Below are 22,249 nucleotides of genomic sequence, written 5' to 3'. Positions count from 1 at the left end.
TCATGATTCAAACGGTAGCTCAACGTGCAGAACGCAGCCGAACAGTACGAAGACAACTCGTCGCGCAGTGTGACCAAAGCGAGATTTCGCTCCATTGTAGAGGGGCTGGATAGCGGCTCACTGCACCAGGCGACATATACGCTTAACAATGGTCTGGCCCCGGGTGATATTGCTCACCTTTTGGAGTCTTCGCCACCCAAGCAGCGTCTGGTGCTCTGGGAGCTGCTCGATGACGACCTCGAAGGCGAGGTGCTCTCATACCTGAGCGACGACATCCGCTCCGAGTTCCTTCGCGACATGGACGCTCAGGCCGTTCTGTCGATTGCCGAAGATTTCGAAACGGACGATTTTGCCGATCTCCTGCAGCAGTTGCCCGAAGCACTGATCGCAGAAGTCCTCGAGTCGATGGATACTCAGGACAGGGTTCGGATCGAAGAAGTCCTGGCGTTTCCAGAGGACTCTGCCGGTGGTCTGATGACGACCGACATGATTACCGTGCGGCCTGACATCAGCGTTGAAGTCGTTCTACGCTACTTACGGAAGCACAAGGCCCTACCTGCCTCTACCGACAACCTGCTCGTAGTTAACCGACGTGATCAGTTCGTCGGTGTTCTGCCCATATCGACACTGCTCGTTTCCAATCTGAATGCCACCGTGCGCGAAATCATGCAGACCGATGTGGATCAGATTCCGCCGACTATGTCGGAGAATGATGTGGCCCACCTGTTCGAGCGCCAGGATTTGATTTCGGCGCCAGTTGTGGCTGACAGCGGGCGACTCCTCGGGCGAATCACGATCGACGACGTCGTAGACGTCATACGCGAACGAGCGAACCACGAAATCCTCGGTCGTGCTGGTCTGGACGAAGATGAAGACATGCTGGCGCCGTTTTTCAAGACCGCCAAGAGTCGGGCGGTGTGGTTGGGCATCAATCTTGTCACTGCCTTTCTCGCCTCGGCAGTCATCGGCATGTTCGAAGGCACTATCGACAAGGTTGTGGCACTGGCGGTTCTGATGCCGATAGTCGCAAGCATGGGCGGTATTGCAGGCTCACAGGCCCTGACCCTGGTCATCCGAGGTATGGCTACAGGAAAGGTCAGTCGCGGCAATATCAGCTGGCTGACAAATCGCGAGTTCCTCGTCGGGCTGTTCAATGGCTGTATCTGGGCCGTGGTCGTCGCTTCCGCTGCCATTGTGTGGTTTGAAGACCTGCAGCTTGGGGCCGTCATTGGCGCAGCACTCATCATCAACATGGCGGTCGCAGGTCTGGCCGGAACAATTCTGCCAATGGTATTGCAGTCAATGAAGATTGATCCAGCGCTGGCTGGAGGCGTCATACTCACAACGATTACGGATGTGGTTGGCTTCCTATCCTTTCTCGGCCTGGCGACCATCGTCTACGGGTTCTGACGCTGCATTCAACTCACTCGGTGGGCATCCATTCTGATGTCGACCTGACGCTGACCCAGCATGGTGATTTCGCCATTGTAGCGTTCAAGCCCGGTCGACGAGAATTCGAAACCGTAGACCCGCTGCAAGCCGAAGCCGAGGCCACCGTGTCGTCTCAGCGATAAGCGCCTGAAAGCAATACTCTGATCCAGCAGCTGCAGGTCCAACTGTTCGCAGCGCTGTCTTACCAGGGCCAGCGCGCGCTCGCGAATGCGCAGCCCCTGCCACCAGATCCCCACGGCAGAGAGTGTGAGGGTAATCCAGAAAATATCGATCAATGCCAGCGTCATGGGCGACCTTCGTCAGCTCCTCGTATCAGTTGTTCAGGCAGGGCACCCTGCACCACGTATTATCAGACAATAGCGAACTATGACACAGCTTTCCGTCCAACACTCAGCAGCAAAGCTCGTTTCTGTCATCCTGCTCTGCCTCTCGTTAGCTGGCTGCTTTGGCTTCGCCTTCTGGTTCGAACGCATGGACACCCTGGTCATGTGGCGTCTGGACGACATGCTTGATCTCACCGATAGCCAAAAGAAGGCAGTCGAACCGGTTATACTCGAAATTCGCGAGTGGCTCAGGGACGATGGCTTCCCTGACCTCATACCCCGCCTTGGGAATGTCATGGAACTGTGGGTATCGGGTGAGTCAGAGGCCGCTCTGACTGCATTCGAGAATGAGGCCAGCGCGATCATCGACCGCTTTCTCGAGGCCAGCTGGCCAGCCGTAAAGCCCCTTCTCGTCCAAATGACGCCCTCCAACGCGGAAGCTTATAGAGCGTACAGCGAAGACAAGATGGAAGAGTGGTTCGACGAGTCAGCATCTCTTGAGGCCAAGGTCGATGATCGCGTCGAACGATTCGAAAACTGGTTCGGTGAGCTGGACCGTAAGCAAAGCAGGCTCATTCGTCAGCTCACCAAACTAGAGGCGAACGAGCTGCAGATCCGTGTTGACAACAGTAGGCACCGTAGAGAGCGTTTTCTCCGGCATGCCTTGGACGATGACCTTGCCGCACTGGAAGCCATGTTCAAGCGGCCTTCCGATTTTCAGACAGCAGCCTATGTTCAATGGCGAGCACAGGAGCGGGATCAGATCGTAGCCTCGCTGCAGGCTCTCTTTCCTACGCTGCGCAAAGCTCAACGAGAACAGGCGGGTGAGCGCCTCGAGGAATGGATCGAGCGCCTGCGGGAGGTTCTCGACTAAAAAAGCAGGTATAATTCCCGCCCCGATAGCATCGCGAACAAAGACCATGGCCAAGGAAAGATTTCAGCACGACGCTGAGAACGTTGATGACGCGTCTGAACAGGACCTGTTGAGTGACGATGTCGAGATCGTCAGCAAGTCCGAGATGAAGCGCCATATGCACAGCTTGCAGACGCTGGGTGAACGCCTCGCTGGCATGCCGGATATCTGGCCGGAGCTTGACCTGCCCGATCGCCTGCTCAAGGCGCTGTCCGATTTCAACGCCATTCCGTCGAGGGAGGCGAAACGACGGCATCTGCAGTTTATCGGCAAGCAAATGCGCACTATCGATCATGATGCCGTTCTGGCGGCAATAGAACTGCGGGATAGTGGGTCGGACTACCAGAAGAATCTGCACCATGAAGCCGAGAGGTGGCGTGAACGGCTGCTCGCGGCTGGCCACAGGTCTGAAGAGCAACAGGCCATGAATGATCTGATTACAGAGTTCGTCAGCGCCAATCCAGCGACCGAGGTTCAGGCGCTCAGACAGACCCTACGCAATGCCGTAAAGGACCTGCAGTTGAAACGCAACCGGGGCAATACCCGTAAGCTCTACCAGTTGATCAGGGACGGTCTGGCTCGCGAGGTCTGAGCGCTCTGAATCAAGCCCGACTCAGAGTCGGCGATGCTGCTCTACAGGCATTCGTCGACGAATCTGGGAAAGTTCCTTGAAGTCCAGCTCGGCAATCGCGATACCGGGTCCGGTCTCTATCATATCCAACACCCGCCCCCACGGATCGACAATCTGACTATGTCCGAAGGTGTGCCGACCGTTCTCATGCTCGCCACCCTGGTTGGGGGCCAACACGAAACATTGATTTTCTATCGCGCGGGCTCTCAAGAGCACATCCCAATGCGCCTCCCCCGTCTTTGCAGTGAACGCGGAGGGAACGGTCAGCATCGTACAGCCTGAACGCGCATATTCGCGGTACAGCTCAGGGAAACGAAGGTCGTAGCAGATACTCAGGCCCATCCTGCCCCAAGGCAGATCCACCGTGCGCGGCGCCTCGCCCTGACAGAAATAATCCGACTCCATGTAACGCTGACTGTCACCGCTGACTTCAACATCAAAGAGATGGAGTTTGTGGTACTCAGCGAGCACATCCCCATCGGGACCGCATACCAGGCTGGCCGAGAGCGCCCGCCGGTCATTTGAGCCCTGGCCGGAACTGGACTGGGCAACAGGCAGCGACCCGGCCACAAGGTAGACTTCCAGCTGCCTACTCAGTTCTGTTAGCCGATGTCGGATGGGTTCCCCATTGGCTAGCTCGCTCTGTGCCAGCGCTATGGCTGCTTCGCTGTCGAAGACCAGAAAGTTTTCAGGCAGGACCACCAGTTTGGCGCCTTGTGCCGCTGCATTGCGAATCTGCGCTTCGGCGGCCTCCAGGTTATCGAGGACGTTCTGCCCGCTCACCATCTGCACAACAGCTGCAATGCAGGCCGCTTGTGCGCTCTCAGGTCTGCTGTCGGTCATGCTCTCTCCTGTGTTGTCTCAGCTATCTCGGTCACCAAACGACTGCTTCAGATTGACCTCCGGATCTTCGAGCGTTCCGGTCAGTTCATAGGTTGCGCTGGTCAGTTTGCTCAGCGCGTCCCCCATCAACTTGTCAATAAGGAAGAGCGCTCCACCTATCTGCGGCGCCCCGACAAGAAGAGCGGCCAGCGGCAGATTCTTGGTAAGTGGCAGTACCACGAGCAGCTCCATGTCCAGAGCGTCTGTAACCATGCTCATGGTGCCGGTCAGCTGGAACGCACTTGAAGTCGCCTGAATGGCGAGCGGAGACTCGAAATCCACTACGCCTTCCTTGATCTTGGCGCTGCCCTCAATATCATCGTACGAGATACCCGCTTCATAGATATCACTGAAGTCGAGTTTGAGACGCCTGGTCAATGTATCCATATTCAACACGCTGAAAACCTTGAAGAGGTCGGCAGAGCGCGAGGTCTCGGTGAATCGACCGTCCCGCAGTCGCATCGAAATCTGACCCGAAAGATTCTCCCAGCTGAAGTCGAAGGGCGTTCCGGTCCACACCACCCCGGTCTTGAACCGGTATTTGGCGGCAGTCATTGGTGCGGGCCCCTGAAAATGGCTGTAGATTTTTTCGAAGCGCTCACCGCTGAGTTCCCCGGTCAGGATGGTCGTCTGCTGCTGTGTAATCGGCTCGCGCAGCCAACTCAGACGCCCTTCGAGCCGGGACCCTTCCACCGCTGCTCGAAGCTCGCGGAACACGACGCCTTCATCACGCTTTTCTGCTATCCAGCGCCAGCTTCCAAGAGACTTGGCGCCGTAAAAAAGCTCGTCAATTGACACGTCACCCAGCGGCACATCAGTAGGGGTGAAGCTGCTTTTCTCGCCAGAGCCCTCACTTTCAGCCTTGGCTTCAGGTATCTTCAGGTAGGCGAGTCTCGCCGTTGGGTAGTCCTTTGCACCGCCAGGTACACGCACTGCACCCTTCATGAGCTCGGGCACATCCACCGCAATATCTACCGAATTATTAGTGTTACGCGAGGCGAGAACAGCAAATTCGCGATAGAGCTTGTCGTCGAGCTTCAACTCCGCGACTGTAAGATCCACGCCTGTAAGCCAGTCTGGCCAGTTGGCGACGAGCTGACGCGCCCGCTGATTCAGCACCGGTTCATCGACAAGTACCTCGATCTCGCCGTCTTCCTTTTTGCCGTACTCCCTGGCGATGAAGCGTTGCCACTCGCCCACATCCAGACGCGGCAAGTAGCCGACGACGTCTAGCCCGCGCCGGCCTGCCAGCCCCTGAGCGGGCGCCGGCTCTGCAGCTTTACCAAGCCGATCGAAATTCATGCGCACCCGATTGTCGGCGCTGGTGCCACCAAAGCGGATTCTACCTTGAAGATCCTCAAGCTCGGTCTGCTTGCCTGCACCAGTCGTTACGACCGAAATATCACCACCCACGAGCTCACCGAGCTGAAACCGATACTCCTTGGCTCGCGCATTTTCGGCCCATCGTACCTCGAGCTCGAGATTACGGCGTTCGTCAGCACCCTTGCCAAAGGGCTGTGGGTAATCGAAGGCAATGCCACGCAAATCTGAGCGGACGGTCAATGAATAACGATCGCTGGTCGGTGTACCGCTCCAGGCAAAAATACTGTTGATCTCGGTCCCACCTGAAAGCCGAACGATTTCCGGCAGCGTGACCCGCTTCTGTAAGGCAGCCAGTGACAAACGGGTGTTGGCTCTGACCTGGACCTTTTTGGACGCCTCGCTCCACTCCGGCGACTGCACAGTCAGCGTCGCTTTCTCACCCTGCAACCTGAGATGTTCGCTCTTCCCGCTCACGCCGTTAGCCAGGCTATATTCGAAGCGACCACCGATCTGCTCTGCACTCAGGTCATGTTCTTTCGAACGGACTGCCATATCGTTAGCATCGATGCGAATGCGCAGGGCTTCCGCCGAGCTTGTATCCAGATTGACGGTGAGCGCAGCATTAACCACTGAGGCGCCGGAAAGCTGCCAGTCACCTGCAATCGGACGAGTTGTTTCCGCTATTGGCGAAGAGCGGAGCCAGTAATTCCAGTCAGCCGCTTGAGGCCGGCTGCTGAAACTGGCATCGAGCAGAGACTGACCCGCCACATCCCTCAGCTCAACACGGCCATCATAAACCGGGAGACCGTTGATTCGAGCGGAGGCAATATCCGCGCTCACGCGGTCATCAGTGATTTTCAGCTGAGTAACGAGCTCGGTGAGCGCTGGCCAGTCTTCGGCGAATTTCAGTGTTCCATCCTGGATATCGAAAGCCATCTGCGAACTGGAGTTGGTTTCGTCTGCAGCCTCGCCAACCACTCCAGAATAGAAATAGCTGCCACGCCTGATCAGGCCACCCTGCACCGCGCCGAGCACCCATTCGTTCAGGTCCTGGTCGAGTATACGAGTGGGGACAAAAGCAGCGACGAGCGATGCATCGGCCTCTTGCATATTGATGGCAAGCTGAAGACTTTCGGGCAGATCCTCGGCATCAGGATTGAGCAGATCGAACTCGGCCTGCAGTCTACCCTGCACATCGTTCGGGCGATCCAGTGTGAGACGTGTACCCCAGACCTGGGTCAGACCATTGTAAGAAGACCAGTCCACCCGTCCTTCGACGTAAGGGAGCTGCCAACCCTCCTCGTACAGATCGGGAAATTGCAGACCCACGTCCTTATCAGCGAAGATGACATGACCACGGCTGCCGGCCACCTCCAGATAGCCGTCCAATCGAGCGATCATGGGCGCGCCGAAAGCAGCCTGAACCGTCGCATTACTCAGCATGGCCTGCACTAACACACCGTCGTCCGCTGACTGCCTCACATGAAGATTGTTAAGCTGCCCTTCGGCAGCGTATGCAAGCAGATCTCCGACACCCTCTGCCCCGATCTGTCGGCTGGCTATTGCAGCCTTCGACAGCAGCTCAAGATTGACCGCATCGACAGCCATGCTGAACTCTTCGCCACCCGCAGCCATCACCTGCCTAGTGACTAGTGGCATATCATTCCAGCGACCATCAAGCGCGGTAGCCCTAAGCTGCCACTGCTCGAACCCGATCGGGAAATCAACGAGCTCCTCCAGGCGATGCCCTGGACCGATACCAAGCCTTCCGCTCAAGTGGAACTGCCCGCCAAGTGTCCTGACGAGCAAGGTTTCGCGCCCGACAGGCGGGTCCAGGGTGTCGACTTCCGGCAGTTCAAGTCTCAGCTCTGGCAGATCGAGTGCCAGTGTGGCATCAACTTCGGCGGTCCCGGCGTCGTATTGCAACCAGAACTCACCCTGCCCTGTCAGACTCGCCAGGCTCACTGGCACATCTTCGGGAATCATTCTTCTGAAAGGCTGTAGCACTTCGTCGTCGCGCCATCGCACGTAAGCCCTGGCCGCCGGACTCGCCCCCGCCTTCCGATCAACGAAAACCTCAAAGGCCAGAATCTCCTCCTGGCCCTGCAGAACCCGCGTCGACAGCTCCAGTGTTTCACGGCGTTTCTTTAAAAACACCGAGGGCAGACGCCATTGCACGCTACGGCCGCTCATATATCGCCAGACCAGGTCAATGTTGCCAAGGCGATAGCTGCCGTCACCAATGAGCGCAAGCGCCGACTCCACCTTTTCACGCATACTTTGATCGAGGGCGTCGGTGAGGTCTTCAATAGATTGGCCAGCGATAGCTACCGTTGGTTGCCAGCTGCCATCCTCTTGCTCAGCAAGTCGGACGACCAGGTTCTCCACCGACAAAGCCGCAGGCACAAAAGACCAGTTCCGTATCGACTCGAGCAGGTCCAGTTCAAGATCAACCTCCCCCAGATTCAGGGCATCTTCAGAACGACCACTTGGAATAATGCGCAGCCCACTGAGCCTGAGCGAAGGGTTTCGACCCCACCAGCCGCCACGCAATTCGCTGATGGCAATCTGCATCGATGTTTCGCGCTCGATCAGCGATACGATGTCAGGGCGAAGTACATCTGCGTAATGAAGTGCAACGCGCGCTGCGGACATGGTGACGGCCGCTACCGCCAGAAATACCGCTATGGCCACGAATGCGACGGAACTGAGGCTCAATTGCCTGCCTGACTGGCTTTTTCTAGCAACAGTTTCCGTCAACTAGAACCCGCCTTGGAATCATTGAAGAACAACGTCGAACTGCTCCTGTGTATAGATGACTTCGACCTGAAAACGGATGCTCTTGCCAATGAACTCCTCGAGGTCAGCCACGTTATCCGACTGATCGTCGAGCAAGAGATCGACCACCTGCTGCGACGCCATGACAAGATAGCTTTGGGCATCGTAATTCCTGTTGATACGTAAAATTTCCCTGAAAATTTCATAACACAGCGTTTCTGGCGTTTTCACCGTACCGCGACCTTCGCAGGCGGGACAGGCTTCTGAAAGCATTTGACCAAGACTTTCGGTAGTGCGCTTTCTGGTCATTTCGACAAGGCCTAGCTCGCTCACGCAACTGATCTTGGTCTTTGCGTGGTCGCGCTCGAGCATCTTCTCCAGCATGCGCAAGACCTGGCGGTTATGCTCGGGGTCCGTCATATCGATCAGATCGAGTATGATGATACCGCCAAGGTTGCGCAGTCGCAGTTGCCGGGCTATGGCCCTGGTCGCCTCGAGATTGGTCTTGAAAATCGTTTCCTCGAGGTTCTTGTGGCCGACGAAGCCGCCGGTATTGACGTCGATTGTCGTCATGGCCTCGGTTTGGTCGATGATGAGATAGCCGCCGGATTTCAGCTGTACCTTTCTGCCAAGCGCCTTCTGGATTTCGTCCTCGACGCCGTATAGATCAAAAATTGGCCGCTCACCAGGATAGTACTCGATCTTGTCCTTGATCTCGGAGACGAATTGATCGGTAAACTCGATGGCTCGCTGATAACCCTCCTTGGAATCGATGCGGATCTTTTCGGTTTCCGGTCGTACCAGGTCCCGCAGAGTCCGGGCATACAGGCTGAGATCTTCATAGACTACTGCCGGGGGCCTGACGCTCTGGATCTTCCGGTGCACGGCACGCCAAAGGCGGCGGAGATACATGATATCGCCAGTGAACTCCTCTGATCCGACGCCTTCGGCTGCTGTTCTGATAATGAAGCCAGACGAGGCTGTGGCAGCATCTTTTGTTTCATTTTCAGCCAGTAAACCGTCGTCGACACAGGTTTGAATGAGCAACTTGAGCCGCTCACGCTCCACTTCGTTTTCAATGCGCTGAGAAATACCGATATGATCGGTGCCGGGCATGTAGACCAGATAGCGCGATGGAATGGAGAGGTGCGTCGTTAGCCTGGCGCCTTTGGTGCCGATAGGGTCCTTGGTGACCTGCACCACGAGTTCCTGGCCTTCTCGCAGCAGACCGCCAATTTCCACGGCACGCCCATTGCCTTCGCCATTCCCTGAGCCGTTGCCGTTGCCACTCCCGTTTCCGTTACCACTGAGTTCAGACACGTGGATGAATGCAGCCCGTTCGAGCCCGATATCCACGAAGGCCGCCTCCATTCCCGGAAGCACCCGCACCACGACGCCCTTGTAGATATTGCCTACAATGCCGCGCCGGCGACTCCGTTCGATATAGACTTCCTGCAGCATGCCGTTCTCGACCACTGCGACCCGAGTCTCTACCGGAGTGACGTTCACCAGTATTTCTTCTGTCATGATACTGTCCGTTTTTATTGTGAGTCCTTCAGCGTCGTCCAGCGCAGAGCCCCTTGGCGGCCAGATAATCACTGACCTCACATAGCGGGAGGCCGACGATCGCGCTGTAGCTGCCTTCGATACGTTTCACAAAGGCAGCGGCTGCGCCCTGGATGCCATAGGCGCCAGCCTTGTCGAGTGGCTCTCCACTCGCGACGTAATGATCGATTTCTTCTCTGCGCAAGGTCCTGAACCACACTTTGGACACGACCTGCACAAGATGTTCGCTCTCTGCGGCAACGAAGGCCACTGAGGTGTATATGGTATGCACTGTGCCGGAAAGCCGCTGCAACATCTGCGTGGCATCTGCCGCATCCAGCGGCTTCAACAGGAGTTCGCCGGTGTGATCAAGCACGCCAGCGGTGTCGGATCCGAGCACGAGCACCGCTTCACGATCGGACGAGACCGCCTTGAATACAGCCCGAGCCTTGCTGAGCGCCATCCGATCAACGTAAAGATCATTGGCTTCATCTGGCCGGGGCGTTTCGTCCACATCAGCTGGTTGACAGATAAAATCTACGCCAATCTGACGTAGCAGTTCAGCGCGACGGGGCGAGGCCGAAGCCAGTATGAGCGTGTTGGGCTGTGACATATCAATCCCTGATGCCTTAATTGTCCAGGCGGTGCAAGATAAATCTGAGCAATGGCCAGAGCAGCGCGGATGTTACTGCCGGAATGAGAAAGCCCATGTCGATCGCTGGGTTCGATATGAAGCCATCTATCCAGCGAAACAGCATGAGATTGATGCCGATTACCGCAAATACGATCACGCTCTGCTGTAAAACAGGAAACAGCAGGAGACGCTGTGACATGGTCAGCAGCAAATAGGCCTGCAAGGCCAGACTACCGGCATGCAGACCTAAAGTGGTGCCCACGAGCACGTCCCAGAACAGACCGACCATCCAATTTGCCATGATACCGACGCTCTGATCTCGATACAGTGTCCAGTAAACCATGACAAGGGCAATCCACTCGGGACGCAGTATTGCAGCTACGCCCTCCATCGGAATGATCGTGAGACAGGCAGCCAGAAACAGTGAGGCTGCAAAGACGCCATAACTCATTGAAGAAGATGCCATGCGTTCTGCGGCCTGCCGGGCTAGGAAGCCGGTTCGGTCTGCTGCTCCAGAACACTGGGTAACGCACGATCATCACCGGGTCTCTTGAAGACCAGCAGAACATGCTTGCTTCTGTTCAGCTCTGCCAGTGGTCGTGCGTAGACCTGTGCGAACGGCAAGCCCGGATCATGCGTCACCGACTCCACCCGAGCGACAGGATAGCCTTTGGGGAAGCGCCCACCGAGACCAGAGCTCACGAGCATATCGCCGGCCTTGATATCGGCTGTATCAGGAATGTTGACGAGTTCAAGACGATCGAGCACCCCGGTTCCGACCAGTATTCCGCGGGAACCATTACGATTGACTTCGATGGGAATGGCATGGGCACTGTCCGCTATGAGCAAGACCCTTGCGCTGTAAGGCGTGACAGCGGTCACCTGCCCCATCAGCCCGGTCGAATCCAGCAACGGCTGACCTTCGAAGACACCATCGTTCGAGCCCTTGTTGATCATGACCTCGTGCATGTATGGATCCGGGTTGATTCCGATGATTTCAGCTACGAGAACAGACTCATCGACGAACGCTGCAGCGTTAAGCAGCGCGCGAAGGCGATTGACTTCCGCCGTTAGTGAAGCAGTCTTGAGGGCTTTCACCTGCAGGATGCGGAGCCGGTTCTCCAGCGAGGCATTTTTTTCCAGGAGGCTGGAGCGGGACTCTGTGATGGATTCACCGAAATCACTGATACGTCCAGGCAGTTGCACGCTCCACTGCACCGGAACCAGCAGCACGGACATGTTTTCCTTGAGGGAGTCCAGCCAGTCCAGCTTCAGATCAGCCACACCTATGGCTAGCGATAAAACGCCAACCAGTAGGATGCGGAACCCCAGCAAGGGGCCTCTTGCGAAGATAGTCTTGATGAAACGCTCTCCGATGTTCTTTCTGTTTACAGACTAGCGTATGCGAACTGCTTTTGCAGGCGCATTACTTAATCCATAAAGAAGAGACCGGCTCCGCGCTGATCCATTACTTCGAGGGCACGTCCACCACCACGGGCGACGCAGGTAAGAGGATCATCGGCGACGATGACTGGCAGCCCGGTTTCTTCGGAAATCAGACGGTCGAGGCCGCGCAGGAGTGCGCCGCCGCCGGTGAGAACGATGCCACGCTCGGCGATATCGGAAGCCAGCTCGGGCGGTGACTCTTCAAGTGCGCCTTTACAGGCCTGGACGATAGTCGCCAGATCATCCTGAAGCGCTTCCAGGATCTCTTCACTATTCAGTGCAAAGCTCCGCGGCACCCCTTCGGCAAGATTCCGCCCACGCACATCGATCTCACGCAGTTCAAGACCTTCGTAGGCACAACCAATCTCGAGCTTGATGCGCTCGGCAGTTGCATCGCCGATCAGCGCACCGTAATTCCGCCGGACGTATGCAACGATGGCTTCATCGAAGCGATCTCCGCCTACACGTACTGAATTGGCAAACACGATGCCATTCAATGAAATGATAGCGATCTCGGTAGTCCCACCACCGATATCAACCACCATTGAACCATTGGCATCTTCAACAGGCAGACCGGCACCAATGGCCGCAGCCATGGGCTCTTCAATCAGGAAGACTTCACGGGCGCCAGCGCCCATTGCGGATTCACGGATTGCCTTGCGTTCGACTTCGGTCGATCGGCTGGGAATACACACCAGCACGCGAGGGCTCGGTGTGATGAAACTATTTTCGTGCACCTTATGAATAAAGTGCTGGAGCATCTTTTCGGTAACCTGGAAGTCGGCAATGACGCCATCCTTCAGAGGACGGATTGCCGTGATATTGCCGGGTGTTCGGCCAAGCATGCGCTTGGCTTCAGCGCCAACGGCGGCGACGGACTTGGTTGCGCCCTGACGACGAATAGCTACCACTGAAGGTTCGTCCAGAACGATCCCGCGACCGCGGACATAAATAAGCGTGTTAGCCGTTCCAAGATCGATGGACAGATCACTGGAAAATAGGCCACGGAGACGTTTGAACATTGTTAGATGCTAGTTCCTTGAGAATGCACAGAGCTGGTTTGAATGCTGAGTAAGAATGGACCAATCATCTGTGCTCTGGCGCACAGGCTGAACTGCAGGCAACTTTAGCAAGGGTACACCCGCAGCACAAGCTAGTTGGAAACTGCCACCTGCTGTTCACAGCACGGCCCGTCGATAGTAGACTGCAATGCCTACCAACGCAGACGGAGCAAAGCCTCCAGAACAGGAACGCCCTGAATGAACATTTCAGATGAACAGCTTGCACAACTTGCCGTGCTCGCAAGACTGGACTGCGCCTCGGACACGAGCCTGCGGAATGACGTCGATCGCATCCTCCATTTCGTCGAGCAGCTGCAGTCGGTGGATACCAGCCAGACAGCTCCGCTACTCAATCCGCTGGAGATGACCCAGCGGCTGCGCCCCGATGTCGTAACAGAGCCTGATGATCGTGAGCGCTATCAGAAATGCGCACCGCTCACTGAAGGCGGCCTGTTCCTGGTGCCGAGAGTCGTCGAATAAGCTGCGGCTTACCGAGTTGTATTGTCACCTGAAATACAGCAACATTCGGCCACACCTTGCCAACCATGCACGCCAATCATAGCGGAATACAAGCCAATCATGTTCCCAGAAACCATACAGTCCGCCCTGGAGGGACTGAGAAACGGCGAGTTCTCTATCGCAGAGCTTGTCACGGAATTCGCTACTCGCGCCCGCAATGCACAGCCTGAGCTCAACGCCTACATCACCATTGCCACCGAAGACCAGCTGGAACAACAGACCAGCTACGCTCGCGACCTGGCCCTGAAAGACGCGCCACTCGATCTGGCGGGCATTCCTCTTGCGATCAAGGATCTCTTCTGTACCGAGCTGATGCCGACAACCTGCGGCTCCAAGATGCTCGAGGACTACGTTTCACCATTTGAATCCACTGCCAGCTCGCGCCTTTTGCAAACGGGCGCCGTCTTCGTCGGCAAGACCAACATGGATGAATTCGCCATGGGCTCGTCGAACGAAAACAGCTTCTTCGGACCGGTGCGAAATCCCTGGCATGTAGAGCACGTCCCCGGCGGCTCTAGTGGCGGCTCTGCTGCAGCAGTTGCAGCGGGCCTGTGTCTTGGCGCACTGGGTACTGATACAGGCGGCTCGATACGACAGCCTGCAGCCTACTGCGGCATCACCGGTCTGAAGCCGACTTATGGCCGGACTTCCCGCTACGGCATGGTGGCCTATGCATCGAGCCTGGACCAGGCTGGGCCAATGACGCGTACTGCTTACGACGCCGCTTTACTGCTTTCCGCCATTGCTGGTCCCGATGATCGCGACTCCACTTCGAGCGCGGAACCGGTTGCCGACTATCTCAAGGACATCAATAAGCCTTTACAGGGCCTGCGGGTTGGCTTGCCAAAAGAATATTTCGAAGCGCTCGGCGAAGGTCCTGTACTCAATGCCATCATGGAGGCCAAGAAAACGCTGGAACAGCAGGGTGTCAGCTTCGTTGATGTCTCTCTGCCTCACAGCAACCTGGCCCTGTCGGCGTATTACATCATCGCTCCGGCAGAAGCCTCCACCAACCTGTCGCGCTTCGATGGCGTGCGGTTTGGTCATCGGTGCAACGGCGCCCGCGACCTTGCCGACCTCTATGCCCGCTCGCGAAGCGAGGGTTTTGGCGCCGAAGTCCAGCGCCGCATCCTGATTGGCACCTTTGCGCTCTCGGCCGGCTATCAGGATGCCTTCTATAAGCAGGCGCAACGTGTACGCAGGCTGGTCAAGAACGACTTCGTCGATGCGCTCGGGCAGGTCGATCTGCTCCTGGCACCTGTCACGCTCGGCGCTGCCTTCCGACTGGGAGAAAAAACCGATGATCCGGTCAGCATGTACAAGGAAGACCTCTTTACCATACCGGTCAGTCTCGCTGGACTGCCTGCCATCTCGGTACCTTGTGGTATGGCAGACGCCTCTGGCACGGATCTGCCACTCGGCATGCAGCTGATCGGGAATTACTTTGATGAAGCCAGGCTGCTCAACGTTGCCCACCAGTGGCAGCAATTGACCGACTGGCACAGCAGAACACCACCTTCATCCGCACGAGAGATGAAATGAGCACGATTGCGAGGACACCACGATGAGCTGGGAGGCCGTAATAGGACTGGAAGTTCACGTCCAGCTGGCAACAGACTCCAAGATATTCTCAGGCAGCAGTACGGCCTTCGGTGCCGAACCCAACACCCAGGCCTGCCCTGTCGATCTTGCGCTGCCGGGCACGCTACCGGTATTCAATGAGAAGGCGCTTGAGATGGCAGTGCGCTTTGGTCTTGCCATTGGCGCCCATATCAATCACGAGTCTGTCTTTGATCGCAAGAACTACTTCTATCCTGATCTGCCGAAGGGCTATCAAATCAGCCAGCTCGAGGCACCCATCGTGCTCGGCGGCACGCTTTCGATAGACAGCGGTGACGAAGGTCAGCAACGGACGATCAACCTGACTCGTGCGCATCTGGAAGAGGATGCTGGCAAAAGCCTGCACGAAGATTTCCATGGCATGACCGGTATCGATCTCAATCGCGCTGGCACACCGCTGCTGGAGATTGTTTCGGAACCAGAACTCCGGTCGGCGAAAGAGGCAGTAGCCTATCTTCGCAAGTTGCACACTATCATTACCTATCTCGGCATCTCCGACGGTGATATGTCTCAGGGTTCCATGCGCTGTGACTGCAACGTCTCGGTCAGGAAAGCTGGCAGCACCGAACTCGGCACACGTACCGAAACCAAAAACGTCAATTCGTTCAAGTTCGTCGAAAAAGCCATCAACGGCGAGATTGAGCGGCAGATCGATATTCTCGAAGATGGCGGGACGATTGATCAGGAAACGCGGCTCTACGACGCTGATAAGGACGAAACGCGTCCTATGCGCAGCAAGGAGTTCGCCAACGACTATCGCTATTTCCCTGACCCGGATCTGCTACCGGTGGTAATCGACGACGCCTACATTCAGGCCATACGAGAGAGCCTGCCCGAGCTACCCGAGGCGAAAGCTGCCCGCTTCCAGTCGGAACACGGACTCTCTGAGTATGATGCGAGTCTGCTGACGGCCTCGCGTCAGCTGGCGGACTTCTTCGAAGCAACCGCCAGGACATCTGGCGATGCCAAGCTGAGTGCCAACTGGCTGATGGGTGAAGTCAGCAAGCGACTGAATCAGGACAGCATCACGATCGATGCCGCACCAATCACCCCCGAGCAGCTCGGCGGCCTGATCGCCAGAATCTGCGATAACACGATTTCTGGAAAGATTGCCAAAACCGTGTTCGACACCATGTGGGCCGAAGGCGGCAGCGCTGACGAGATCATCGAGAAGAAGGGGCTCAAGCAGGTTACCGACAGCAGTGCCATCGAAGGTATCGTCGATCAGGTTATCGCTGCAAATCCCGCTCAGGTCGAGCAGTACCAGGCTGCAGAGCCAGCAAAGCGCGGCAAGATGATAGGCTTCTTTGTCGGTCAGGTGATGCAGGCGAGCAAGGGCAAGGCCAACCCACAGCAGGTGAACAGCATACTGAAGCAAAAGCTGCCAGACTGACCATAAGGTGACGCTACGGCAGTGTCAGGTACTACCACTCAGCACTTCACTATAAGGAATGAACGATGGCTCAGCCAACACTGAAAGGATCTAAGGTAACGACTTACGGTGACCTTCCCGCCAAAGGCGATGAAGCGCCTGATTTTACCGCGGTAAAAGCAGATATGTCCGAAATTTCGTTGTCTGACTATAAAGGCCGTAATGTCGTGCTCAACATATTCCCGAGCGTCGACACACCGACTTGTGCGACCTCGGTGCGCAAGTTCAATGAGAAGGCTGCCCAGAAGAGCGACACGACAGTCATCTGTATCTCCGCCGACCTGCCCTTTGCCATTGGTCGCTTCTGCGGCGCTGAAGGTATCAGTAATGTGGTCGTCGCCTCGATCTTCAGAAACGGCAATTTCGGCAGAGACTACGGTGTACTCATGACCGATGGCCCTCTGAAAGGCATTCTGTCACGCGCAATCGTTGTCATCGGTGAAGACGGTCGGGTGCTGCACAGCGAGCAGGTAGCTGAAATTGCCAATGAGCCAGACTACGAGGCCGCTCTCGCCGCTATCTGATAGCAGCGCTGCCCTTCAAGACGCTATGGGCCAGCTATCGGGGCTGGCCCTTTCGTCTGAATGAATCTGAGCACCGCTTCGCGAACGTCAGCATCGGCGAAGCCACGGATATGCCCCTCCTCATATTGATAGACTTCAGCATTGGGCAAGACCTGTTCGAGTTGCTGCAGGTGACCGACGTCCACGATGCGATCCTTGCTGCCGTGCATGAGCAAAACGCGTCCGGAATCGAGATCACCAACAGTCTTCTCCGGATCATAGGCAGACGGTAAAAGTAAAGTCGGCGCCTGAAGTAGCCACGTCAGCCAGTTTGCAGCCATGGCCTCTCTTGCGACCTGCGGCAACGAAGCCGGTGCTGATTCTATGACGATGGTATCGAACTGCGGGAGCTCGCCCCGCCAGCGAGCGGCGTAGGTCAGCCCCAGCGCACCGCCAATGCTCTGCCCCAGCAATGTGAGCGGCGTAGCCGAGGACTCCTGCTGTAACCAGTGATGCGCAGCCTGTATATCCTGAAATACCGATGGCAGTAGCGGCGCGCCGTCGGACTGTCCGTAGCCACGGTAGTCCAGCAGAAAAACCGCGTAGCCCTCATCAGGCAACCAGGCGACGGCATTGAGATGGGTCGAAATATTCTCACCATTCCCGTGTAGGAACAGAATACGCCCCCTCTGCTCTCCACGCGCTGGCAGATACCAGTTTCTCAACCGGGTACCATCCTTCGCCACCAGCTCCACGTCCTGCCATTCCAGCCCGTAACGCTGAGGGGTCTGGAGATACTGTGTCTGCGGATAAAAGAGAAAACCGGTGAGGCTCTCGCAACCTGCTGTCAGCAGTACAAACGCGAAAATGAGCACGGCAGCCCCTGAGCTAGAACGCGACATAGAAGCCTGTGCTCCCGCCCCAGCCCCGTGCAGCCGTATCATCCTGATACTCAGCCGAAACGCGCAGCTGAAGTGATTTATTGAAGTGCCAGGCGACATGAAGACCTGCCGATGAGGGGTCGGATTCGCGCCCCGCCAGTCTGAAGTGCTGGGCGGCCTCCAACAATATTGACACTTGATCGGACTGCCGCAGGAGCCCCAGCTCAGGCCCGGCTGCAAGCGCAAAGCCTGATGCGATATCCCGATGGGCTCTAAGGCTGCCGTTGATCCTCGCGGTCAGTAACCAGCCTCGGGTAAGTCCCCTCGAAGCAGGGTCAGGCGTGGCGCCATCGAGCGCATAGGTGATGCCAGCTGACGGTTGGATGTATGGCGCAAGCGGCTCGTAGGTCGACTCCCTGATGAGCCCAAAGGCAATGCCCCACGACAGTGGCCTGTCGAGCGCACTGACTGGTGATCGAGAGTCGATATCGATAAAGGTCAAATCGTGAATTCGCAATGCGGCATCTTCAGAGAGCGCCTGACGTAAACGGAGTCTGAACATCTCAAGCGAGGCGCCTGGCGGATAGCCGCTAACCGGATCGAGCAGATCGTGAAAAGCCGGGCGAACACCGAACTCCAGATAGGGCTCGTCTGCAGCAAAACCGGCACTCGATTCCAGGCGCAAAGTCTCATGGCCCTCATCGTCACGAACAGCTGGCCGACTTTTCGAACGGACGGCTGCCGTACCCAGCTTGCTGCGCGACGATAATAGTTGAATAGTCTTCCGACCCAGCCCGGGTTCGCTCACTTTCTTTCTGGCAGCCAGGAATCGGGCATAACGATAGGCTGTATCCAGTAGTGCTCGACTGGCCTCATCGTCAGCATTCAGTCCGTCCTCGCGCAACCGGGCCAGCCAGGCTTCAGGATCCTGCGGCGGACCCTCAATATAATGTCGAACTGCTGCAATCTGATCGCGGTTGAGCTGGCCGCTCACTTCTTCGAGCTCAGCCGAGGCAGAGGCTCGGAATTCCGTCTCGCCGATCCTGCCAGCTTCCACCAGAATGCGCACGGTGTCTCCCGGAATGGCTCGTACAAGAAACTCATCGGTAAAATCGAAGCGATCGCTGCTCGCGTCCAGAAGGGCCAGGAGTTGATAGGAACAGTTTTCGGTGAAGAAGTAGTAGTCCATCTCTACATGGCGCATTTCCCAGACATGACGGACGAACTGGTCGACCTCCGGCTGAGTCACTTTAAGCTCGTATTCCCAGACGTTTCGACTTTCCAGAAAGTGATATTCCTTCACCTTCTCGTAATACGGCACGATGCTTACGATACCGGGGTAGCCACCTGCAAGCCCCTTTATTGAGAACAGCAGCGGATCCTCTTCGGCATTCGCATTAGCCGCATAGTTCACCGCGTAATCCAGCAGTGGATTGCTGTCCTCACCTCGATCCACCCTGATCAAGGTATGGCCGAACATGGATGATGGGCTGTTGATGAAAGCGGCCGGGAAGATCAGGCTCAAGCCCCTTCCGCCAATCTTGTCGGACCATGCCTGGAACTCCGCGCAGTCCACCTTCAGTGACTTCAAAGCGTCGATGCGCTGGCTCAGCCAGTGAAATCGCGCTGGAAAGCGGCATTGGGCGGCAGCATCGGTTGCGCCAGCCTCAGCATCTCGCTCGAAGGCAGCTATCGTAGCTTTCAGTTCGGCTTCAGGATCAGTCACCCCCTCCGGGCTGAAGAAGAATTCGTCATCGTCAACCTGGCTTTCGTAGCTCGCCAGCAGCCCAGCGCGATGGTAGTGCAGCAGGTGCAGCCAGGTCGATTCAGTCGCTACCTGTTGGAGCAGTGCAGGCGTGATCCCGTCTCGATTAGATGGATTCGCTATTTCGGCAGCAGAAGTTGTAGCCAGGCATAGCATCGCTGGGATGAGCGCGAGAATTATGGATAAACTGGAAATACAATGACTCACAAAGCTGTGTTGCAAGGCAATGACCATGGAGAACCGGTCAGAAGGAAAGGCTGGAGCCAATGGCACCAGCCTGGATCGTATTAACCAAGATACTTCGAAAGTGCAGCGTCTTTAGCCATCACGGTGACGACACCGTTGTAGGTTTGACCAGAAGTTGTCTGCTCGCCTGGGAACAGCGTATCAAAGTTTGCCTGCATCTGTGCCTTGAAGTGTGGCTGATCTGCCTGTTCGATACCGATCACGTCGGCCAGAGCCTGCAGAGTCTCGCCATCACCACGTGCGGTGTCAGCCGCGATCTGCTCGAGATTGGCATCAATGAAGCTGTTGACGTCAGCAGCCAAGGGGCCACCGGCATCCTGACAACCCAAAGTGCCTGAAGTAATACCAAAAGTCTGGTTACCGGATGTGCCATTGGTAGTCGCCGCCAGAACATGCTCATGCCATTCGTTCGCATCTCTGAAAACGACTTCTGTACCGAGACCACAACCTGCCGGGCCATGTGTGTTGGCAGCAAATGATGAGGCGGACAGCGCCGCCAGTGCAAAACCCACAAAGATCTTTTTCATTGTAATGTGTCCTATTTAGGTATGCTCATGTGTATCAAGCCACTCAGCAGGCAGCTCAGTCATTGAACTGCCAGGGGAGTGTCACCAACGAGTATAAGCACAGAGCCGTAAAAAGCTATCGTCCGATGATTTCGGCAGGCCGCTTTACAACGCCGGTTTCCTCCTGATGAGCGGGTGCTTGCAGTTAGCCGGTGTAGCCGCGGGACGTGGGCGTCATGGCGCCAATGGCCACCGTACTCACCCGCACAGGCGGCGGGCTTATCGCAATAGCTGGTCTGGGTTTTCTGGGCAGCGCGCTCTAGCGGCGCCTGGCAGGCGCTAGGCCAGATGCTCGCCCCACAGATCGTGCTCGTCTGAATCAATGACCCGAACACGAATGACTTGTCCGGGCTTGAGTTCGAGCCGGTCCTTGGTACTTCTATGGTCAACGAATACCTGACCATCGATTTCCGGCGCGTCAGCCTTTGATCGACCGACTATGCCTTCTTCGACCACTTCATCGATCAGCACGTCGATTTCTTCGCCGATACGATTCTTCAACCGTGCTTCGCTGATGACAGCCTGCTTGGCCATGAATCGAGCCAGCCGCTCCTGCTTCACGTCTTCGGGCACCGGATCAGCCAGCTCATTTGCAGTTGCCCCTTCCACCGGCGAGTAAGCAAAACATCCAACCCGGTCAAGCTGCGCCTCATCCAGGAAATTCAGCAGAATCTGGAAGTCTTCTTCAGTCTCACCAGGAAAGCCGACGATGAAGGTCGAACGAATGATCAGCTCGGGGCAGATCGAGCGCCACAGTTTAATTCTTGCCAGCGTGTTTTCTGCGTACGCGGGCCGCTTCATGGCCCTGAGGACTTTTTGGCTCGCATGCTGGAAGGGAATATCAAGGTAAGGTACCACCAGTCCTTCTGCCATCAATGGAATGACATCATCGACATGGGGATAGGGGTAAACATAGTGCAGGCGCACCCATGCTTTGCTGCCGTCTTTCGCACGGAGCTGACCGAGCTGCCGACACAGCTCCAGCATGTTGCCCTTCACCGGACGACCCTGCCAGAACGCCATCTTGTACTTCAGGTCAACGCCATAGGCGCTGGTATCCTGAGAGATTACCAGCAGTTCCTTGACCCCCGAGTCAACCAGCCGCTGCGCCTCGTCGAGCACTTCACCGATCGGGCGACTGACGAGCTTGCCGCGCATGGATGGAATGATGCAAAACGTGCACTTGTGATTACAACCTTCGGAAATCTTCAGATAGGCGTAATGACGTGGCGTGAGCTTGATACCCTGCGGCGGCACCAGCGAGGTGAACGGGTCGTGGTTCATCGGTGCTGGCACGTGCTGGTGTACGGCGTCGACTACAGATTCATAGGCCTGCGGACCTGAAACGGCCAGAACGTCAGGATAGCGCTCTAGCACGTCTCCCGACTTTGCACCCAGACAACCGGTCACAATGACCTTGCCATTCGAGCGCATCGCCTCGCCAATCGCATCGAAAGATTCGGCCACCGCACTGTCGATGAAGCCGCAGGTATTGACCACGACAACGTCCGCACCCTCGTAGCTCGGAGAGACTTCATAGCCTTCAAGCCGCAGCTGGGTCAGTATCCGCTCGGAGTCGACCAGGGCTTTCGGGCAGCCCAGACTAATCATGCCGATCTTCGGCGCTGCGCCTGTGCTAGCCTGAGGCGTATGAATTTCAACGGCCATGAAATGCTCTCAAAATTAGAGGAAGGAAAATTTCGGGGCGTAGTATATCAAATGAGCGGCA

Annotated in this window: 19 protein-coding genes; 7 read left to right on the top strand and 12 right to left on the bottom strand. The window is 56.5% G+C overall.

All coding sequences use genetic code 11. From position 1 onward, the window contains the following. Nucleotides 1–24 precede the first annotated feature (24 nt). Nucleotides 25–1,410: a magnesium transporter gene (mgtE, locus tag ACH3PB_RS01510; RefSeq protein ID WP_416397711.1), complete on the top strand. Its 1,386-nt coding sequence runs from the start codon at nucleotides 25–27 to the stop codon at nucleotides 1,408–1,410. 8 nt (nucleotides 1,411–1,418) lie between these two features. Here the strand turns inward: mgtE and ACH3PB_RS01505 are convergent, their stop codons facing one another. Beyond that, on the bottom strand, nucleotides 1,419–1,739 hold the full coding sequence (locus ACH3PB_RS01505) for a DUF3301 domain-containing protein (RefSeq protein WP_416397710.1): 321 nt from the start codon (nucleotides 1,737–1,739) through the stop codon (nucleotides 1,419–1,421). 79 nt (nucleotides 1,740–1,818) lie between these two features. Between ACH3PB_RS01505 and ACH3PB_RS01500 the strand changes: the two genes are divergently transcribed. Further along, nucleotides 1,819–2,649, top strand: coding sequence for a DUF6279 family lipoprotein (locus ACH3PB_RS01500; protein WP_416397709.1), 831 nt, complete (start codon nucleotides 1,819–1,821; stop codon nucleotides 2,647–2,649). Nucleotides 2,650–2,695: 46 nt separating this feature from the next. Next, entirely contained in the window at nucleotides 2,696–3,280 is a 585-nt protein-coding gene (yjgA, locus tag ACH3PB_RS01495) for a ribosome biogenesis factor YjgA (protein WP_416397708.1), read from the top strand. 21 nt (nucleotides 3,281–3,301) lie between these two features. Here the strand turns inward: yjgA and ACH3PB_RS01490 are convergent, their stop codons facing one another. The 7 genes from ACH3PB_RS01490 to ACH3PB_RS01460 form a co-directional block, all read right to left on the bottom strand. Continuing rightward, nucleotides 3,302–4,162, bottom strand: a complete 861-nt coding sequence (locus tag ACH3PB_RS01490) for a carbon-nitrogen hydrolase family protein (protein WP_416397707.1) — start codon at nucleotides 4,160–4,162, stop codon at nucleotides 3,302–3,304. Between the two features lie 18 nt (nucleotides 4,163–4,180). Continuing rightward, nucleotides 4,181–8,242, bottom strand: a complete 4,062-nt coding sequence (locus ACH3PB_RS01485; protein ID WP_416397706.1) for a YhdP family protein — start codon at nucleotides 8,240–8,242, stop codon at nucleotides 4,181–4,183. Nucleotides 8,243–8,302: 60 nt separating this feature from the next. Beyond that, on the bottom strand, nucleotides 8,303–9,829 hold the full coding sequence (gene rng / locus ACH3PB_RS01480) for a ribonuclease G (protein ID WP_416397705.1): 1,527 nt from the start codon (nucleotides 9,827–9,829) through the stop codon (nucleotides 8,303–8,305). A gap of 28 nt (nucleotides 9,830–9,857) precedes the next feature. Then, the gene (locus ACH3PB_RS01475) at nucleotides 9,858–10,460 is read right to left on the bottom strand and encodes a Maf family protein (RefSeq protein WP_416397704.1); all 603 of its coding nucleotides are present in this window, start codon (nucleotides 10,458–10,460) and stop codon (nucleotides 9,858–9,860) included. 16 nt (nucleotides 10,461–10,476) lie between these two features. Continuing rightward, the gene (gene mreD / locus ACH3PB_RS01470) at nucleotides 10,477–10,947 is read right to left on the bottom strand and encodes a rod shape-determining protein MreD (protein ID WP_416397703.1); all 471 of its coding nucleotides are present in this window, start codon (nucleotides 10,945–10,947) and stop codon (nucleotides 10,477–10,479) included. Nucleotides 10,948–10,967: 20 nt separating this feature from the next. Next, the gene (gene mreC / locus ACH3PB_RS01465) at nucleotides 10,968–11,816 is read right to left on the bottom strand and encodes a rod shape-determining protein MreC (protein ID WP_416397702.1); all 849 of its coding nucleotides are present in this window, start codon (nucleotides 11,814–11,816) and stop codon (nucleotides 10,968–10,970) included. Between the two features lie 95 nt (nucleotides 11,817–11,911). Continuing rightward, nucleotides 11,912–12,949 carry a rod shape-determining protein gene (locus ACH3PB_RS01460; RefSeq protein WP_344808405.1) on the bottom strand — a complete coding sequence of 346 codons (1,038 nt, stop codon included), beginning with the start codon at nucleotides 12,947–12,949 and terminating at the stop codon, nucleotides 11,912–11,914. Nucleotides 12,950–13,186: 237 nt separating this feature from the next. On the opposite strand from ACH3PB_RS01460, the gene gatC reads away from it, so the two are divergent. From gatC to tpx, 4 genes are all read left to right on the top strand, one after another. After that, nucleotides 13,187–13,468: an Asp-tRNA(Asn)/Glu-tRNA(Gln) amidotransferase subunit GatC gene (gatC, locus tag ACH3PB_RS01455; RefSeq protein ID WP_416397701.1), complete on the top strand. Its 282-nt coding sequence runs from the start codon at nucleotides 13,187–13,189 to the stop codon at nucleotides 13,466–13,468. A gap of 99 nt (nucleotides 13,469–13,567) precedes the next feature. Next, a complete protein-coding gene (gatA, locus tag ACH3PB_RS01450; protein ID WP_416397700.1) occupies nucleotides 13,568–15,049 on the top strand; it encodes an Asp-tRNA(Asn)/Glu-tRNA(Gln) amidotransferase subunit GatA in 1,482 nt (493 codons plus the stop codon). A gap of 22 nt (nucleotides 15,050–15,071) precedes the next feature. Then, nucleotides 15,072–16,520, top strand: coding sequence for an Asp-tRNA(Asn)/Glu-tRNA(Gln) amidotransferase subunit GatB (gene gatB / locus ACH3PB_RS01445; RefSeq protein WP_416397699.1), 1,449 nt, complete (start codon nucleotides 15,072–15,074; stop codon nucleotides 16,518–16,520). 65 nt (nucleotides 16,521–16,585) lie between these two features. After that, entirely contained in the window at nucleotides 16,586–17,083 is a 498-nt protein-coding gene (gene tpx / locus ACH3PB_RS01440; protein WP_416397698.1) for a thiol peroxidase, read from the top strand. Nucleotides 17,084–17,106: 23 nt separating this feature from the next. Here tpx and ACH3PB_RS01435 read toward each other — a convergent pair whose 3' ends face one another. The 4 genes from ACH3PB_RS01435 to rimO form a co-directional block, all read right to left on the bottom strand. Then, entirely contained in the window at nucleotides 17,107–17,964 is an 858-nt protein-coding gene (locus ACH3PB_RS01435; protein WP_416397697.1) for an alpha/beta hydrolase, read from the bottom strand. Then, nucleotides 17,951–19,975 carry a DUF4105 domain-containing protein gene (locus ACH3PB_RS01430; protein WP_416397696.1) on the bottom strand — a complete coding sequence of 675 codons (2,025 nt, stop codon included), beginning with the start codon at nucleotides 19,973–19,975 and terminating at the stop codon, nucleotides 17,951–17,953. Before ACH3PB_RS01430 ends, ACH3PB_RS01435 begins: the two co-directional genes overlap by 14 nt. A gap of 20 nt (nucleotides 19,976–19,995) precedes the next feature. Continuing rightward, a complete protein-coding gene (locus ACH3PB_RS01425; RefSeq protein ID WP_416397695.1) occupies nucleotides 19,996–20,481 on the bottom strand; it encodes a DUF3015 domain-containing protein in 486 nt (161 codons plus the stop codon). 318 nt (nucleotides 20,482–20,799) lie between these two features. Then, the gene (gene rimO, locus ACH3PB_RS01420; protein WP_416397694.1) at nucleotides 20,800–22,188 is read right to left on the bottom strand and encodes a 30S ribosomal protein S12 methylthiotransferase RimO; all 1,389 of its coding nucleotides are present in this window, start codon (nucleotides 22,186–22,188) and stop codon (nucleotides 20,800–20,802) included. Between the last annotated feature and the right edge of the window lie 61 nt (nucleotides 22,189–22,249).

This window comes from Allohahella sp. A8 (genome assembly GCF_047946665.1).
In the GTDB taxonomy this organism is placed as follows: domain Bacteria; phylum Pseudomonadota; class Gammaproteobacteria; order Pseudomonadales; family Oleiphilaceae; genus Allohahella.
Note: the sequence above shows the minus strand (reverse complement) of the source record. Positions and strands in the feature narration are given on the sequence as shown.